This window comes from Streptomyces durbertensis, from assembly GCF_014156695.1.
Lineage (GTDB): Bacteria > Actinomycetota > Actinomycetes > Streptomycetales > Streptomycetaceae > Streptomyces > Streptomyces durbertensis.
Genome location: NZ_WMLF01000084.1, coordinates 1 through 15,587 on the forward strand (window position 1 = coordinate 1; position 15,587 = coordinate 15,587).

The window sequence follows — 15,587 nt, forward strand, 5'->3', positions numbered from 1 at the left end:
GAGGCGTTCTTCGGCGGCCACCGCGTCGGTGGTGTGGGAGCGGAGGAGGGTGGGGCGGGCGCGGTCGCGGTGACGGCGGCGAGCGCGCCGAGGGCGGCGGCCGCGGCGGTCAGGGTTCTACGGGACACGTGTTGACTCCCGGGGTGTGGTGGAGGGTTCACAACGGGTCGAGCAGAGCGGGCAGTCCGGTGACGGACGGCAGGACGTGGTGGGCGCCGGCGGCGCGCAGGTCGGGCTCGGTGTGGGCGCCGGTGAGGACGCCGGCGACAAGTCCGGCGCCGGCGGCGAGGCCGCTGCGCACGTCGGAGACGGTGTCGCCGCAGACGGCGAGTTGCCGGACGTCGGCGGCGGCGCGGGTGCGCAGCAGCGCGGTGAGCGGCAGGTCAGGGTGGGGGCGGCCGCGTCCGGCGTCGGCCGGGCAGAGGGTGAGGTCGGCGAGGTCCTCCCAGCCGAGGGCGTGCAGCAGGCGGTCCTGGGTGGCGCGGGCGAAACCGGTGGTGAGGACGACGGCGCGGCCGTCGGCGCGGAGCCGCTTGATGGTCTCGCGGGCGCCGGGCACCTCGGTGCAGGCGCCTTGGTCGACGAGGTCGGCGTAGGCGTGCTCGAAGGCGGTGTTGGCGTGCTGGGCGCGGGGCTCGTCGCCGGCCAGGAGGTGGCGGAAGACCTTGATCTTCGATTCGCCCATCGTGGCCCGGACGTAGGCGAGTTGGTCGGGGGTGTGGTCGGGGAGGGCGGCGCGGAAGGCGGCTTCGACGAGGCCGTCGTCGGCGACGGTGGTGCCGGCCATGTCGAGTACGACGAGGGTGATCGGGGGCCGGGTGGAGGTGTTCGGGTTCACCAGTTCAGTTCCTTCGCGGTGTGCTCGGCGATGGCCGGGGAGCAGGTCATGCCTCGTCCGCCGGGGCCGGTGACCAGCGTTCCACCGTCGAGGCGGTGGCGGGCGACAAGCCGGGTCGGGTCGAGGCACTGGGCGTAGACGCCGGCCCAGCGGCGTCGGACGGGAGGCAGCGGGCGGCCGAGCAGTGCGGTGGCGACGGCGGTGAGGTGTTCGTAGGGACGTTCGTCGACGTCGAAGCCGAAGGGCTGCTTGTACTCGTGGGTGTCGCCGATGGTGAGGGAGCCGTCGGCGCGCTGGACCATGAGCAGTTGCATGTGGTGTTCGGCGGCGACGGGCGGCTGGGGTTGGGCGCGGTCGAGTGCGTCGCTGTTGTAGGCCGGGTAGTAGCGGAAGCTGTCGGCGTCGGCGACGGAGGTGGTGAGCCGCTCGTCCAGTGGCGCGGTCTGCATCATCTGCAACCGGACGCGACGGACGGGGAGTTCGGGGGCCAGCTCGCGGACGAGTCCGCCGACGCGGTCGCCGGGGCACAGGACGACGCAGTCGCCGGCGTGCCGCTCGCCGTGGTCGTCGGTGACGGACGGGCCGTCCACGGCCCGGACCTCGCGGCCGCCGAGGAAGGTGTAGCGGCCGGTGGTGCGGAGGTGGTCCTGGAGGGCGCGCTGGGCGGTGCGGGGTTCGACGGCCGCGTCGCGCTCGCACCACAGGGCGGCGAGGGTGCCCTGCGCCAGTCCGCGCAGGGCCGGGTTGAGCGCCGACGCCTGGGCGGGGTCGAGCAGTCGGTGGCCTCGGACGGCGGCCTCGGGGCTTTCGGCTGCGGCTTCGGCGACGGCCATCTCGGCGGCTGTCCGGACGACGGTGAGGCTGCCGCCGGCGCGGAAGCCGAGGGCGGGGACGCGGTCGCCGATCTCCTCCCACAGCGCGCGGGCGCGCAGCGCGGTGTCCAGTTCGACGCCGGGGGCGCGGCCGCCGACCCAGACCAGGCCGAAGTTCCGCACCGACGCGCCGCGCGCCTGGGGTTCCCGTTCCAACTGGACGACCTCGTGGCCGCGTTCGACGGCCTGCCAGGCGTGCATGGTGCCCAGCACGCCGCCTCCCACAACGATGACTCGCATGGGCAGACCGTCTCGCCGTGGCGTGTCACGGGCAGGGCCGAGCGGCGACGCGGGGGTGAACGCGCCGTCAAGTTTGGACCAGACCCGTTACTGTTCCGTGACTTGGCCGAGAGTGGTGGTGAAGCTGAAGCGGTCGCCCCGGTAGAGGGTCCGGACCCGCTCCAGCGGGCGGCCGGCGGGGTCCCGGGTCAGGCGGTGGATGAGCAGCATGGGCAGTGCGGGAGGGGTGCCGATCAGCAGCGCCTCGCGCGGTGTGGCCAGGACGGTCTCCAGCCGCTCCTCGCCGCCCGCGCACACCAGCCCACGGTCCTCCCCCAGGTACCGGTAGAAGGAGGTGGCGGGGTCGAACTCGTCGGCCAGGTCGGGCAGGAGCGCCACGGGGGTGAAGGTGCTCTCCAGGCCGACCCGTTCGTCGTCGGCGAGCAGGACGCGTTCCAGGTGCCACACCGGTTCCCCGGTCATGAGGTCCAGTTCCTCCGCGAGTCCGGCGGGGGCCGGGTGCCGGTCGAGGGAGATCAGCGCACGGCCCGGCAGCAGTCCGCGCCGGCGGACGCCTTCGGTGTAGCTGTCCAGCGACAGCGGCTGGGTGAGCTTCGGGCCCGCGACCACCGTGGCTCTGCCGCGCCGCCGGACACGGCCCTCCAGCAGCAGCTCACGCAGCGCCTGCCGCACGGTCTCGCGTGCCGCGCCGAAGCGCTCGGCCAGCTCCCGCTCGGCGGGCAGTGCCCCGCCCTCGCCCAACTCCCCCAACAGCAACGCGATCTCCGCCTTCACCGCGTAGTACTTCGGCACCCGGCCGTGCTCGGGCACCCCGTCGCGGATCGGTGCGGAACTGTCCTCGGGAAGCTGTGGGATCTCACGCCTGCTCACCCCCGCATCCTGGCAGGCCGGCCGGAACGGCCGGTGAGCACGACCTAACATGGCGGTTCCGCGTCGCGGGTACGGAGGGACCGGGGACCGTCCCGCCGTGAACGCCTCGCGGCGGCAGGCGACCCCGGCAGCAGCGGCAGCGACCCCGGCAGCAAAGGACGACGATGAACACCAGGAGCAGCAACGGCGAGGCCCCTCTGCGGGTCGGGTTGATCGGGTACGGGGTCGCGGGGTCCTTCTTCCACGCCCCGCTGGTCCACGCCGTGTCCGGACTCAGCCTGGACGTGATCGTCACCTCCGATCCCGACCGCCGGCGTTCGGCGGCCGAGGCGTACCCGGGGGCGCGGACCGTCCCGGACGCGGACGCGTTGTTCGCCGACGCCGACCGGCTTGACCTGGTGGTGGTCGCCTCCCCGAACCGGACCCACGTGGAACTCGCCGAGCGGGCGTTGCGCGCCGGGCTGCCGGTTGTCGTGGACAAGCCGCTGGCCGGGACGGCGGCCGAGGCGGAGTCGTTGGCGGCGCTGGCCGCCGAGCGCGGGCTGCTGCTCTCGGTCTTCCAGAACCGCCGCTGGGACGGTGACTTCCTGACCGTGCGCGCTCTGCTGGCCGAGGGCACGCTCGGCACGGTGCACCGCTTCGAGTCCCGGTTCGAGCGCTGGCGGCCCCGGCTCAAGGGCGGTTGGCGGGAGTCCGGGGACCCGCTGGAGCTGGGCGGGCTGCTGTACGACCTCGGGAGTCATGTCGTCGACCAGGCGGTGAGCCTGTTCGGGCCGGTGACCTCGGTGTACGCCGAGGCGGACGTGCGGCGTGCGGGGGCCGGGGCGGACGACGACACGTTCCTGGCGCTGACCCATCGGAGCGGCGTGCGCTCACACCTCTGGGTGAGTGCGCTGGCCGCGCAGTTGGGCCCGCGCTTCCGGGTGCTGGGCGACCGGGCGGGCTATGTGAAGTACGGGCTCGACCCGCAGGAGGACCAGCTCCGCTCCGGGCGGCGGCCGGAGCAGGGGGCGCGCTGGGGCGCGGAGGAGGAGTCCGCCTGGGGGACGCTCGGCAGCACCGAGCGGACCGAGCCGGTGCCGACCAGGGACGGCGAGTACCCGGCGTACTACGCGGCGGTGGCGGAGGCGCTGCGGACGGGCGGCAAGCCGCCGGTGGGCGCCGACGAGGCCGCGGAGGTGCTGCGGGTGCTGGAGGCGGCGCGGGTGTCGGCCGCCGAGGGGCGCGTCGTGCGCCTGGGCTGACCGGCGGCCGGCCGGAGGAGCGGTGACGGGCCTCCCCCGGCCGGCGCCGGACCGACGTGCTACGCGCTCTTGAACTCCTGGCGCTGGCGGCCCAGTCCGTCCACCTCCAGCTCCACCACGTCGCCCGGCCGCAGGAACGGCTTCGGGTAGGGCTGGCCGTTGGCGACGCCCGCCGGGGTGCCGGTGTTGATCACGTCGCCGGGACGCAGCACCATGAACTGGCTGAGATAGCGCACCACCTCGGCGACAGGGAAGATCTGGTCGGCGGTGGTGCCGTGCTGCTTGAGCGCGCCGTTGACCCACAGCCGCAGCCCGAGGCGCTGCGGGTCGGGCACCTCGTCGGCGGTGACCAGCCACGGGCCGAGCGGGTTGAACGTCTCGCAGTTCTTGCCCTTGTCCCACTGGCCGCCGCGCTCCAGCATGAACTCGCGCTCGGAGACGTCGTGGGTGACGGTGTACCCGGCGATCACGCCGAGGGCCTGGTCGGTGCTCTCCAGGTAGCGGGCGGTGCGGCCGACGACCACCGCCAGTTCGACCTCCCAGTCCGTCCGTACGCTGCCGCGCGGGATGAGCACGGTGTCCTCGGGGCCGACGACGGTGTCGGGGGCCTTCATGAAGACCAGCGGCTCCTCGGGTATCGCCTGGCCGGTCTCCTCGGCGTGGTCGCGGTAGTTGAGGCCGACGCACACGATCTTCCCGATGCCGCCGAGCGGCGGCCCGATCCGCAGGCCGGCCTGGTCGAGCACGGGCAGCCGGCCCTCGGCCAGCTCCTGCCTGATCCGGGCGAGCGCCGTCTCGTCGGCGAGCAGCCTCCCGTCCACGTCGGGGACAAGCCCGGACAGGTCGCGCAGCAGGCCCCGCTCGTCGAGGGCCGCCGGCCGTTCCGCCCCCACCGGTCCAACACGCAGCAGTTTCACGGCACACTCCCGTGGTCGAAGGTCGCGATGGGGACGGCCATCGAGGGTTCGGACGATCCTCCAAGGCGGCCCGGCCGCGCGCAAGCAGCGCCCGAGTACTGGACCGTAACTTCCGCGGACGGCTCCCCCGCCGGACGCCGACCGCCCGCGGTCAGCCGCCGATCGCGTGGGTCACCGTGTGGATGGTGAGGCCCGCGAGGGCGCCCACGACCGTGCCGTTGATCCGGATGAACTGGAGGTCGCGGCCGATGTTCGCCTCGATCTTGCGGGAGGTCTGCTCGGCGTCCCAGCCGGCGACGGTGTCGGCGATCAGGCCGGTGATCTCGGCCTGGTAGGTGGTGACGACGTGGGTGGCGGCGTTCTCGATCCAGCGGTCCACCTTGGTCTGGAGGCGGTTGTCCTCGGCCAGCCGGGCGCCGAGCGAGAGCAGCCCGGCCCGGGCCCGCAGCCGCAGCTCGCTGCGCTCGTCCTCGGCGGCGTTGAGCAGCGAGGTGCGCACCGACGTCCACGCGGAGCTGATCACGTCCTGGACCTCGCCGCGGGCCAGGATCTCCCTCTTCAGCCGTTCGACCTTCTCCCGCGTGGCGGGGTCCTCGCGCAGTTCGGTCGCGAAGTCCGCCAGGAAGGTGTCGATCGTGCCGCGCGCCGGGTGGTGCGGCATGTCGCGCATCTCGGTGACGAAGCGCAGCAGCTCGCGGTAGACGCGGTCGCCGATCTTGTGGTCGACGAAGCGCGGCGTCCAGCCGGGCGCGCCGCCGGCGACCGCCTCCATCACCGACTCCCGGTGGAGCACCAGCCAGTCGTGCGCCTTGGCGCAGACCAGGTCGACGGCCTTGTGGTGGCCGCCGTCGGAGACGACCCGGTCGAGCATCGCGCCGAGGCCGGGCGCGATCTCCTGGGCGTCGGCCCGCCGGGTGATCGCCTCGCCGACGACGGCGCGGACGTCGGAGTCGCGCATCACGGTGAGCGCCCCGCGCAGCGCGGTCGCCAGTTCGGTGGTGACGCGGTCGGCGTTGGCCGGTTCGGCGAGCCAGGAGCCGAGCCTGCGGCTGATGCCCACCGACCGCAGCCGCTGCCGCACCACGTCCTCGCCGAGGAAGTTGTCCCCGACGAAGTCACCGAGGTTGCGGCCCAGTTGGTCCTTCTTGGTGCGGATGATGGCGGTGTGCGGAATGGGCAGGCCCATGGGGCGCTTGAAGAGCGCGGTGACGGCGAACCAGTCGGCGAGGGCCCCGACCATGCCGGCCTCCGCCGCCGCCGCCACGTACCCGGCCCAGGCGCCGGCACCCGACCGTTCGGCCCAGGTGGCCAGGACGTACACCACGGCGGCCAGTACCAGCGCGCCGGTGGCGATCGTCTTCATCCGCCGTACGCCGCGCTGCTTCTCGGCGTCGGCGGCGGTGAACTCGCCGAGGTCCCTGGTGATGTGCGCGACCGGATGGCGCTCCGGCCGTTCGTCGGTGTCCGTCGTCCGTTCCATCGGCTCCACCCAGTGTCGTGTCCCGGCTTGCATTGTCGCCGGGCGCGGCGACGGACGCGGAACACCCCGGCGGTGGCGGCGCGCGGCGCCCGGTGAGACGCGGAACACGTGCCGCGGCGCAACGCGGCACCATCCGGCCGCGTCCCCTCCTGCGGAGGCACCGGGACGGGCGCGGAACGCCGGGCGGCACATGGGATCATGTCTCCGCATCAGGGAAGGCCCGAGGGGGAGAGAATGACCGCTGGCAGGCGGCCCGTGAAGAGCAGGAGCGCGGGCTACGCGTTCCTCGCGGGCTTCGCGGCGATCGTCGTGCTCGTCTCCGGGGCGATCTTCGTCGGCTTCGGCGGCCGGGAGTCCTCGCGCGGCGCGAACGGCGGCGGCGGGCAGGCCGCGCCGGCCTCGTCGGGCAACTGGGTCGGCACCTGGGCCACCGCCGCGGCGGCGAGCGAGCCCGACGCGCCGGACGGCCACCCGGACACCTCGATCCGCAACATCGTGCACACCTCCGTCGGCGGCACCGCCGCCCGCGTGCAGCTGTCCAACCTGTTCGGCGACCGGCCGCTGACGATCGACCACGCCACGCTCGCGCTGGCCGCCGCGCCGAGCGCCCCGGCCGCCGCGCCCGGCACGATGCGCCGGCTCACCTTCGGCACGCAGGAGTCGGTGACCATCCCGCCCGGCGGCACGGTGACCAGCGACGCGGTCCGGCTGACCGTGCCGCACTCCGCCGACCTGCTGGTGACGACCTACTCCGCGACCCGCTCCGGCGCGGTCACCTACCACCCCTTCGCCCGCCAGACCAGCTATCTGGCGACCGGCGACCGGGCCGCCGAGCTGGACGGCACCGCGTACACCACGCAGAGCCCCTACTGGCGCTACGTGACCGGCGTCGACGTGTGGACGACGGAGACCGAGGGCGCGGTGGTGGTCATCGGTGACTCGATCACCGACGGCATCACCTCCAGCCCCGGCGCCAACCGCCGCTGGCCGGACTTCCTCGCCGAACGGCTGCGTACCGAGCGCGGCGCGCCCGCCTACAGCGTGCTGAACTCCGGCATCAGCGGGAACAGGGTGCTCGTCGACGGCACCGCCCGCTACGCGTACAACGGGCCGAGCGCGCTGGCCCGGATGGAACGCGACGCGCTGTCCCGCACGGGTGTGCGGACGGTGGTGATCCAGCTCGGCATCAACGACATCCTCAAGAGCCCGGGCCCGATCGACCCGGCGGCGATAGCGCACGGGCTGGAGCGGCTGGCCGCGCAGGCGCAGAGCCGCGGCCTGCGGGTGGTCGTGGGCACGCTCACCCCCTTCGCAGGCCACCGCAAGCACACGCCGGAGCGGGAGGCGGCCCGGCAGCGGGTCAACGAGCGCATCCGGGCGAGCGAGGCGTTCGACGGCGTGGTCGACTTCGACGCCGCGCTGCGCGACCCGGCCGCACCCGAACGTATGCGCACCGCGTACGACTCCGGGGACCACCTGCACCCGGGCGACAACGGCTTCCGGGCCATGGCGCAAGCCGTCGACCTGCGGCTTGTCGCCAGCGACCGGAACACCCGGGTCTCCGCCGACTGACCTCCGGCCGCCGTCCCGCCGCCCTTCGGCCGGTCCCACGGGCACCGCCGGGCGGTTCGTGTGAGCAACCGCTCACGTGCGGCCGCATCCATTTGCGCCCCTTGTGCGTCATGTATTCAGGAGGATCCCGTATCCGGTGGGATCGGACGACGGCTCGGCGCGCCCGCGACGACGCCGTCACGGTTCGCCGGATCGGGTGACGACCGCAGACCAGACGGCCTGGCGCGTGCGCCGAGGGCACCGCCGCGCGGCACGGAACGGCCCACGCGGTGCCAAGGTGTCAGGATGTCCTGATGCCGCGTGTGTCGCGGCAGCGGCACCGGACAGCGCGGGGGTGGGCCGCCCGAACCGGACGAGGAGTCCCAGAACAGATGAGCGACGATCCGAACAGCGCCGACCAGGGCGCCCCGCCGGCGGACGGACGGCCCCGGCGCACGGGGCTGCGCCGGCTGCTGCCCACCTGGCGGATGGTGCTCGGCGGCGTGCTGCTCGTGCTGCTCCTGGGGACCGGCACCATGGTGACCGGCTACCTGCTGGTGGACATCCCGGACGAGCCGAACAAGGCCGCCGCCGCGCAGAGCAACGTCTACCTGTACTCCGACGGCTCGGTGATCGCCAAGGACGGCGAGGTCAACCGGGAGAACGTCACCCTCGGGCAGATCCCCAAGAACGTGCAGCACGCGGTGCTCGCCGCCGAGGACCGGGACTTCTACAACAAGCCGGCCGTCGACCCCAAGGCGATGGCCAGGGCGGCGTGGAACATGCTGCGCGGCGAGGGCAAGCAGTCCGGTTCCACGATCACCCAGCAGTACGTGAAGAACTACTACCTGACCCAGGACCGGACGCTGACCCGGAAGGCGCAGGAGTTCTTCATCGCGATCAAGCTGGACCGGGAGGTCAGCAAGGACGAGATCCTCGTCGGCTACCTCAACACCAGCTACTACGGCCGCAACGCCTACGGCATCCAGGCCGCGGCGCAGGCCTACTACGGCAAGAACTCCGACGACCTGACGACCGAGGAGGGCGCCTACCTCGCCGCCCTGGTCAACTCGCCCAGCGCCTTCGACGTGTCCGCCGTGCCGGAGAACCGGGGCAAGGCCGTGGCCCGCTGGAACTACGTGCTGGACGGCATGGTCAAGGAGGGCTGGCTGCCCGCCGGCGAGCGGGCCGGGATGAAGTTCCCCGAGCCGAAGGAGGCCAGCGCCCCCACCGGCCACTCCGGCCAGCGCGGCTACCTCGTCAAGGCCGTCAAGGACCACGTCGTCAGGAACGACATCGTCGACGAGGAGCGGCTGCGCACCGGCGGCTACCGCATCACCACCACCATCGACCGCAAGCGCCAGGACGCGTTTGTGAAGTCCGTCGAGGAGCAGCTGCTCAGCAAGGTCGACGACTCCCGCGAGGTCGACAGGTACGTGCGGGCCGGCGGCACGTCGATCGACCCGGAGACCGGCGAGGTCGTGGCGATGTACGGCGGTCTGGACTACGTGAAGCAGTTCGTGAACAACGCCACCAGGCGCGACTACCAGGCGGCGTCGACCTTCAAGCCGTTCGTCTACGCGGCGGCCATGGAGAACGGTTCCAGCACGCGGGGCGGCCAGCGCATCGGCCCGTACACCACCTACGACGGCACCAGCCGCCGCCCGGTCGTGGGCCGCGACGGACAGCAGACCAGCTGGGCGCCGCAGAACGAGGGCGACGTCTCCTACGGCCCGATCTCGGTCACCGAGGGCATGGACAAGTCCGTGAACTCGGTCTTCGCCCAGATGGGCGTCGACGTCGGCCCGGAGAAGGTCAAGGAGACGATCATCAGGCTCGGCATCCCCGCCGACACCCCCGAGCTGGCAGCCGCGCAGGCGTCCGTCTCCCTCGGCACCGCGACGCCCAGCACGCTGGACGTCGCCCACGCCTACACCTCACTCGCCAACCACGGCGAGGAGCGGCCCTACACCCTGGTGTCGAAGATCACCCGGGGTGGTGAGGAGATCCAGCTCCCGGAGCGCGAGACCACGCAGGCGATCAGCCGGTCGGCCGCCGACTCCACCACCGCCGTGCTGCGCAGCGTCGTCGACAACGGCAGCGGCGTCAACGCCAAGGCCGCCGGGCGTCCGGCCGCCGGCAAGACCGGTACCGCCGAGGGCAACACCGCCGCCTGGTTCGCCGGCTACACGCCCGACCTGGTGACGGTCGTCGCCGTCATGGGCCAGGACTCGCAGACCGGCGAACAGAAGTCGCTGCACGGCGCCCTCGGCGAGCCGCGCATCAGCGGCGGCGGCTACCCGGCCCGCATCTGGGCCCAGTACACCGGCGCGGCGCTGGCCGGGAAACCGTACAAGGACTTCGACCTGGAGGCGGAGAACGTCCAGCCGCCGGCGCAGGAGACCCCCGAGGCCCCGCAGCAGCCGGACGACGAGCCGGAGGCCCCGGAGGACGAGGAGGAGCAGGACGAGAACGCCGACGGCGGCGCGGACGACAACGGCGACGAGAAGGGCAACCCCGACGGCGGTCAGGACCAGAACACCCCCGGCGCCGGACAGCCCAGCACCGGCGACGGCGACGGCCAGCCCGGAACTCCCGGCGGCACGCCCGGAGGCTCCCCCGGCACCGACCCGGGCACCGGCGACGGCGGCGCGGAGACACCCGAGGCCCCGGCCGGCGCCGGGCCCGGCGACAGCTTCCTCACGCCGTTCCGCCCGACCGGCTGACGCCTGAGGCCGCTCAGTGGCCGGAGGTGGCCTTCAGGCCCACCACGGCCACCAGCAGCAGCGAGATGAAGAAGATCCGGGCGGCTGTCGCGGGCTCGCCCAGGACGAGGATGCCGAGGATCGCGGCGCCGGCCGCGCCGATCCCCACCCACACGCCGTAGGCGGTGCCGATCGGCAGGGTGCGGGCGGCCTGCGCCAGCAGCAGCATGCTGGCGGCGATGCCGAGGACGGTGAACACGCTCGGCCACAGCCGGGTGAAGCCCTCGGTGTACTTCATTCCGATCGACCAGCCGACCTCCAGCAGGCCGGCGACGAGCAGCAGGATCCAGGCCATGACGGCACCTCCGGGAGAAAACCACTTCTTCTCAGGGGTGCGTCGTCTTTGCGTTGGCCCCGGCGTGCGGCCTGGTGGCGTGCGGCCAGGGGCGGCCCGGTACGGCGCGTCTCGTCGGGCGTGTCCCAGGGTAGCAACACACCCCGCGCCCGGCCGGGGCCGTTGTGCGGGGTGTGCGGTGTGTGCCGGCTCTGCGGGGGTTCCGGCGCCGGGGCGCCTACAGGTAGAGGCCGGTGGAGTCCTCGGAGCCCTCAAGCCGTTCGGCGGCCACCGCGTGCAGGTCGCGTTCCCTCATCAGCACGTAGGCGACGCCGCGGACCTCGACCTCGGCCCGGTCCTCCGGGTCGTACAGGACCCGGTCGCCGGGCTCGACCGTGCGGACGTTCTGGCCCACCGCGACGACCTCGGCCCATGCCAGCCGGCGGCCGACGGCGGCGGTGGCGGGGATGACGATGCCGCCGGTGGAGCGGCGCTCCCCCTCGGGGGTGTCGGTCCGGACGAGCACACGGTCGTGCAGCATCCGGATGGGCAGTTTGTCGTGGGCGGTTTCGGAACTCACGGCAAGACCGTATATCAAGCGCTCAGTCGCGCCGCCGCCGAGCCGAGCCGAGCAGCCCGACCACCACGACCGTCGCCACGACCAGCGGCACGACACGCTCCAGGCGCGGAGAGCCGTCCTCGTGCGTCAGCTGGGCGCGGACCCGGCCGACGGACCGGTTCACCGCGACGTACGCGCGGCCGGCGGTGCGGTCGACGGCCGCCGCCGCGCGGGCCTTCGCGTCGTCCATGATCGTGCTCGGGTGCACCCGTACGGCGAGTTCGTCGAGCGTGGCGGCCAAGCGCTGCCTGCTGCGGACGATCTCTGCCTCAATCTCTGCCGGGCTCTTCGCTTCGGCCACCGCGCTGCCTCCGTCGTCTTGTCATCGCTGCGGAACAGTCTGTCAGCTCACTGTGCCATCCGCCCCACCGGTCTCACCGTTGCCGGCCGGTTAGGCTCGGCCGGGCCGGTGGTTTCCGACCCGGCACACGAGCATCAGAGGAGCATCGATGAGCGAGCGACTTCAGCCGGGCGACCCCGCGCCCGCGTTCACCCTGCCGGACGCCGACGGCAAGGAGGTGTCCCTGGCGGACTACGCCGGTCGGAAGGTCATCGTCTACTTCTACCCGGCCGCCCTCACCCCCGGCTGCACCAAGCAGGCCTGCGACTTCACCGACAACCTCGAACTGCTCGCCGACGCGGGCTACGACGTGATCGGCGTCTCCCCGGACAAGCCGGAGAAGCTGGCGAGGTTCCGGGAGAAGGAGGAGCTGTCCGTCACCCTGGTCGGCGACCCGGAGAAGGAGGTGCTGACCGCCTACGGCGCGTTCGGCGAGAAGAAGCTGTACGGCAAGGTGGTGACCGGCGTGATCCGTTCCACGGTGATCGTCGACGAGGACGGCAAGGTCGAGCGGGCCCTGTACAACGTGAAGGCCACCGGGCACGTCGCCAAGCTGCTCCGCGACCTGAAGATCGCCGAGGGCTGATCAACACGGCTGCCCGGGCGCCCGCCGTCCGGCTAACATGTCACCGTCCGGCGGCCGTGATGGAACTGGCAGTCATGCTGGGTTTAGGTCCCAGTGGGTTCTCACACCCGTGTGGGTTCGAATCCCACCGGCCGCACCGACAGACGCACCGCCCCGGCCCGCACGTAGGACGTGCGGGCCGGGGCGGTCGCCGTTCGGGCGCGGGTCAGGCCGCCGTTCGGGCGCGGGTCGGTGGCCGTCCGGACGCGGGTCAGGCCGTCTCGCGGCGCAGGTTCCGCGCCCAGTCGCGAACCTGCGGGTCGGCGAGGGAGCCGCCGAGCCAGTCGTGGTCGGGGGCGGTGCCGGGCAGCGAGGGCACAACGGCCACGTGCAGGCCGGCGGCCCGCGCGGCGGCGGCGCCCGTGGCGGAGTCCTCGAACGCCACCGAGCGGGCCGGGTCGGCGCCCAGCGCCGCGCACGCGGCCAGGTAGAGGTCGGGCGCGGGCTTGCCGGCCGCGACGTCCTCGACGGTCACGGTGTGCTCGAAGAGGTCTGCCAGCCCGGCGGCCTTCAGCGCCAGCTCCACCAGCTCACGCGGGCTGTTGCTGGCCACCGCCACCGGTACGGCGGCCCGGCAGGCCAGCACCAGCTCCCGGGCGCCGGGCATCGCCTCCATGTCGGCGGTGAACTCCTGCCGCACGGTGCTCAGCAGTTCGGCGGCGAGTTCGGGCCCCGCGCCGGGGCGGCCGAGGTGGGCGGCGATGGCCTCGCCCGCCTCCGGCAGCGCCCGACCGATGAGCAGGGCCTTCTCCTCGGGCCCGAAGAGGCGGCCGTAGGAGTGGAAGAGCGCGGTCTCGGCGACCGTCCAGCGGCTCTCGGTCTCCACGAGCAGCCCGTCGCAGTCGAAGACGACGGCCTGCGCGGTCTCGGGCAGCCGCCCGGAGGCGGCGGCCCGGCTTCCGGCGGCGTTCACGCGTCACCGCCGGGCAGGACGTCCCGCACGAGGGGGGCGAGGGCGCGGAACGCGCGGCCGCGGTGGCTGATGGCGTTCTTCTCGCCGGGGGTGAGTTCGGCGCAGGTGCGCGTCTCGCCGTCCGGCTGGAGGATCGGGTCGTAGCCGAAGCCGCCGGCGCCGGCCGGGGTGTGCCGCAGGGTGCCGGTGAGCCGGCCCTCGACGACGTGCTCGGTGCCGTCCGGGAGGGCGAGGGCGGCGGCACAGGCGAAGTGGGCGCCCCGGTGCTCGTCGCTGATGTCGGCGAGCTGGGCGAGGAGCAGTTCGAGGTTGGCGTGGTCGTCGCCGTGCCGGCCGGCCCAGCGGGCGGAGAAGATGCCGGGGGCGCCGCCGAGCACGTCGACGCAGAGTCCGGAGTCGTCGGCGACGGCCGGCAGCCCGGTCGCCTCCGCCAGGGCGCGCGCCTTGAGCAGCGCGTTCTCGGCGAAGGTGACGCCGGTCTCCTTGACGTCCGGCACCTCGGGGTAGGCGTCGGCGCCCACCAGCTCGATCCGGTCGCCGCCGAGACCGGCGTCACCGAGGATGGCGCGGAGTTCGACGACCTTGTGGGCGTTGCGGGTCGCGAGTACAAGTCGCTGCATACGGGCGATTATCCAGCGGCCTGTCGGGCGCGCGGGCACCGGCCCCGGAGGGAGCCCGCGCGCCCGGACAGAGGTCAGGCGCCGAGTGCCTGGCGCTGGGCGCCGTCGAGCTGCGCGCAGCCGGCGGTGGCGAGGTCGAGCAGGTTGTCGAGCTCGGAGCGGTCGAAGGGAACGCCTTCGGCGGTGCCCTGGACCTCGACGAAGCGGCCGTCGCCGGTGCAGACGACGTTCATGTCCGTCTCGGCCTTGACGTCCTCCTCGTAGCAGAGGTCGAGCAGCGGGACGCCGTCCACGATGCCGACGCTGACGGCGGCGACCGTGCCGGTGAGCGGCTTGGCCTTCGCCTTGATCATCTTGCGTTCACGGGCCCAGTCGACCGCGTCGGCGAGCGCCACGTAGGCGCCGGTGATGGCGGCGGTCCGGGTGCCGCCGTCGGCCTGGAGCACGTCGCAGTCCAGGACGACGGTGTTCTCGCCGAGCGCGGAGAGGTCGACGACCGAGCGCAGCGAGCGGCCGATGAGGCGGGAGATCTCGTGGGTGCGGCCGCCGATCTTGCCGCGCACGGACTCGCGGTCGCCACGGGTGTTGGTGGCACGCGGCAGCATGGCGTACTCGGCGGTGACCCAACCCTGGCCGCTGCCGCGCCGCCAGCGCGGCACGCCCTCGGTGACGCTGGCCGTGCAGAGGACCTTGGTGTCGCCGAAGGAGACGAGGACGGAGCCCTCGGCGTGCTTGCTCCAACCGCGTTCGATCTGGACGGGGCGGAGCTGGTCGGCGGTGCGGCCGTCGATACGTGACATGGGGGCGAGACTAGTTGGTCCGGGCGGCGGTGTACGAAGTGAGGGCCGCGGGGCCGGCGGAGGCCCGGGGACGAGCGGAGGCCCGCGCCTTTCGGGCGCGGGCCTCGTACGCTGGGGGGGGACGTCCGGTCGTCGCCGACCGGTCGGGGCGTCAGCCCGTCACATCATGTCCTCGATCTCGCCGGCCACCGGGTCGGCGTCGGTGCCGATGACCACCTGGATCGCGGTGCCCATGCGGACGACGCCGTGGGCGCCGGCGGCCTTGAGCGCGGCCTCGTCGACGAGGGAGGCGTCCTCGACCTCGGTGCGCAGGCGGGTGATGCAGCCCTCGACCTCGACGATGTTGTCGATGCCGCCGAGGCCGGCGACGATCTTCTCAGCCTTGCTGGCCATGTTGCTCTCCTGGTGTGCTCGGGCCGCCATCGGTCCGCCAACTGGTCTACACCAGTTGGCGCCCGCAGGCAAACAGGACGGGCGGACGTCCGCATGTCAGTGTGAGCGAGCGAGTTGCCCGGGATCACGAGCAGACAAACATCCGGATTCGAGTATTCCGCTATCCTCGCGCACCGTGCTACAACTGGTCTAAACCTCAAGTGGTGTAGACCACTAGATCGTACCC

Annotated in this window: 16 protein-coding genes and 1 tRNA gene; 5 read left to right on the top strand and 12 right to left on the bottom strand. The window is 73.1% G+C overall.

The window, feature by feature from the left end:
• Positions 1–157: 157 nt before the first annotated feature.
• From GL263_RS08445 to GL263_RS08455, 3 genes are all read right to left on the bottom strand, one after another.
• A complete protein-coding gene (locus tag GL263_RS08445; protein WP_323379302.1) occupies positions 158–838 on the bottom strand; it encodes a phosphonatase-like hydrolase in 681 nt (226 codons plus the stop codon).
• Positions 835–1,950 (bottom strand): TIGR03364 family FAD-dependent oxidoreductase, encoded by a 1,116-nt coding sequence (locus GL263_RS08450; RefSeq protein WP_182854971.1) that lies wholly within the window; start codon positions 1,948–1,950, stop codon positions 835–837. Before GL263_RS08450 ends, GL263_RS08445 begins: the two co-directional genes overlap by 4 nt.
• A gap of 87 nt (positions 1,951–2,037) precedes the next feature.
• Positions 2,038–2,820 carry a GntR family transcriptional regulator gene (locus tag GL263_RS08455; RefSeq protein WP_323379303.1) on the bottom strand — a complete coding sequence of 261 codons (783 nt, stop codon included), beginning with the start codon at positions 2,818–2,820 and terminating at the stop codon, positions 2,038–2,040.
• A 164-nt stretch (positions 2,821–2,984) separates the two neighbouring features.
• Here GL263_RS08455 and GL263_RS08460 point away from each other — a divergent pair, with 164 nt between their 5' ends.
• Positions 2,985–4,064 carry a Gfo/Idh/MocA family oxidoreductase gene (locus GL263_RS08460; RefSeq protein ID WP_182854973.1) on the top strand — a complete coding sequence of 360 codons (1,080 nt, stop codon included), beginning with the start codon at positions 2,985–2,987 and terminating at the stop codon, positions 4,062–4,064.
• A gap of 59 nt (positions 4,065–4,123) precedes the next feature.
• On the opposite strand, the gene GL263_RS08465 is transcribed toward GL263_RS08460, so the two are convergent.
• Both GL263_RS08465 and GL263_RS08470 read right to left on the bottom strand, forming a co-directional pair.
• Entirely contained in the window at positions 4,124–4,981 is an 858-nt protein-coding gene (locus GL263_RS08465; protein WP_182854974.1) for a fumarylacetoacetate hydrolase family protein, read from the bottom strand.
• 151 nt (positions 4,982–5,132) lie between these two features.
• Positions 5,133–6,461 (bottom strand): DUF445 domain-containing protein, encoded by a 1,329-nt coding sequence (locus GL263_RS08470; protein WP_182854975.1) that lies wholly within the window; start codon positions 6,459–6,461, stop codon positions 5,133–5,135.
• Between the two features lie 234 nt (positions 6,462–6,695).
• Here GL263_RS08470 and GL263_RS08475 point away from each other — a divergent pair, with 234 nt between their 5' ends.
• Positions 6,696–8,033, top strand: coding sequence for an SGNH/GDSL hydrolase family protein (locus GL263_RS08475; RefSeq protein WP_228456265.1), 1,338 nt, complete (start codon positions 6,696–6,698; stop codon positions 8,031–8,033).
• 371 nt (positions 8,034–8,404) lie between these two features.
• Positions 8,405–10,738: a transglycosylase domain-containing protein gene (locus GL263_RS08480; protein WP_182854977.1), complete on the top strand. Its 2,334-nt coding sequence runs from the start codon at positions 8,405–8,407 to the stop codon at positions 10,736–10,738.
• A gap of 13 nt (positions 10,739–10,751) precedes the next feature.
• Here the strand turns inward: GL263_RS08480 and GL263_RS08485 are convergent, their stop codons facing one another.
• The 3 genes from GL263_RS08485 to GL263_RS08495 form a co-directional block, all read right to left on the bottom strand.
• Positions 10,752–11,072, bottom strand: coding sequence for a DMT family transporter (locus tag GL263_RS08485; protein ID WP_182854978.1), 321 nt, complete (start codon positions 11,070–11,072; stop codon positions 10,752–10,754).
• Positions 11,073–11,289: 217 nt separating this feature from the next.
• The gene (locus GL263_RS08490; protein WP_143648240.1) at positions 11,290–11,592 is read right to left on the bottom strand and encodes a GroES family chaperonin; all 303 of its coding nucleotides are present in this window, start codon (positions 11,590–11,592) and stop codon (positions 11,290–11,292) included.
• Between the two features lie 61 nt (positions 11,593–11,653).
• On the bottom strand, positions 11,654–11,971 hold the full coding sequence (locus GL263_RS08495; RefSeq protein ID WP_182854979.1) for a DUF3618 domain-containing protein: 318 nt from the start codon (positions 11,969–11,971) through the stop codon (positions 11,654–11,656).
• Between the two features lie 148 nt (positions 11,972–12,119).
• Between GL263_RS08495 and bcp the strand changes: the two genes are divergently transcribed.
• Both bcp and GL263_RS08505 read left to right on the top strand, forming a co-directional pair.
• Entirely contained in the window at positions 12,120–12,596 is a 477-nt protein-coding gene (gene bcp, locus GL263_RS08500) for a thioredoxin-dependent thiol peroxidase (protein ID WP_182854980.1), read from the top strand.
• Positions 12,597–12,646: 50 nt separating this feature from the next.
• Positions 12,647–12,732: transfer RNA gene (locus GL263_RS08505), tRNA-Leu, on the top strand.
• Between the two features lie 114 nt (positions 12,733–12,846).
• Here GL263_RS08505 and GL263_RS08510 read toward each other — a convergent pair.
• The 4 genes from GL263_RS08510 to GL263_RS08525 all read right to left on the bottom strand — a co-directional run bounded on the left by GL263_RS08510 (position 12,847) and on the right by GL263_RS08525 (position 15,391).
• Positions 12,847–13,548, bottom strand: coding sequence for an HAD family hydrolase (locus GL263_RS08510; RefSeq protein ID WP_323379304.1), 702 nt, complete (start codon positions 13,546–13,548; stop codon positions 12,847–12,849).
• A complete protein-coding gene (gene rdgB, locus GL263_RS08515) occupies positions 13,545–14,168 on the bottom strand; it encodes an RdgB/HAM1 family non-canonical purine NTP pyrophosphatase (RefSeq protein ID WP_182854981.1) in 624 nt (207 codons plus the stop codon). Before rdgB ends, GL263_RS08510 begins: the two co-directional genes overlap by 4 nt.
• 74 nt (positions 14,169–14,242) lie before the next feature.
• Positions 14,243–14,968 carry a ribonuclease PH gene (gene rph, locus GL263_RS08520; protein ID WP_182854982.1) on the bottom strand — a complete coding sequence of 242 codons (726 nt, stop codon included), beginning with the start codon at positions 14,966–14,968 and terminating at the stop codon, positions 14,243–14,245.
• A 159-nt stretch (positions 14,969–15,127) separates the two neighbouring features.
• A complete protein-coding gene (locus GL263_RS08525; RefSeq protein WP_143648226.1) occupies positions 15,128–15,391 on the bottom strand; it encodes a PTS sugar transporter subunit IIB in 264 nt (87 codons plus the stop codon).
• Positions 15,392–15,587: the final 196 nt, after the last annotated feature.

Excerpts from the sequence above, each read along its gene's own strand:
- GL263_RS08450 (WP_182854971.1), bottom strand. The coding sequence starts at position 1,950 with ATGCGAGTCATCGTTGTGGGAGGCGGCGTGCTGGGCACCATGCACGCC.
- GL263_RS08460 (WP_182854973.1), top strand. The coding sequence starts at position 2,985 with ATGAACACCAGGAGCAGCAACGGCGAGGCCCCTCTGCGGGTCGGGTTG.
- GL263_RS08470 (WP_182854975.1), bottom strand. The coding sequence starts at position 6,461 with ATGGAACGGACGACGGACACCGACGAACGGCCGGAGCGCCATCCGGTC.
- GL263_RS08475 (WP_228456265.1), top strand. The coding sequence starts at position 6,696 with ATGACCGCTGGCAGGCGGCCCGTGAAGAGCAGGAGCGCGGGCTACGCG.
- GL263_RS08480 (WP_182854977.1), top strand. The coding sequence starts at position 8,405 with ATGAGCGACGATCCGAACAGCGCCGACCAGGGCGCCCCGCCGGCGGAC.
- GL263_RS08485 (WP_182854978.1), bottom strand. The coding sequence starts at position 11,072 with ATGGCCTGGATCCTGCTGCTCGTCGCCGGCCTGCTGGAGGTCGGCTGG.
- GL263_RS08490 (WP_143648240.1), bottom strand. The coding sequence starts at position 11,592 with ATGCTGCACGACCGTGTGCTCGTCCGGACCGACACCCCCGAGGGGGAG.
- bcp (WP_182854980.1), top strand. The coding sequence starts at position 12,120 with ATGAGCGAGCGACTTCAGCCGGGCGACCCCGCGCCCGCGTTCACCCTG.
- rdgB (WP_182854981.1), bottom strand. The coding sequence starts at position 14,168 with ATGCAGCGACTTGTACTCGCGACCCGCAACGCCCACAAGGTCGTCGAA.
- rph (WP_182854982.1), bottom strand. The coding sequence starts at position 14,968 with ATGTCACGTATCGACGGCCGCACCGCCGACCAGCTCCGCCCCGTCCAG.
- GL263_RS08525 (WP_143648226.1), bottom strand. The coding sequence starts at position 15,391 with ATGGCGGCCCGAGCACACCAGGAGAGCAACATGGCCAGCAAGGCTGAG.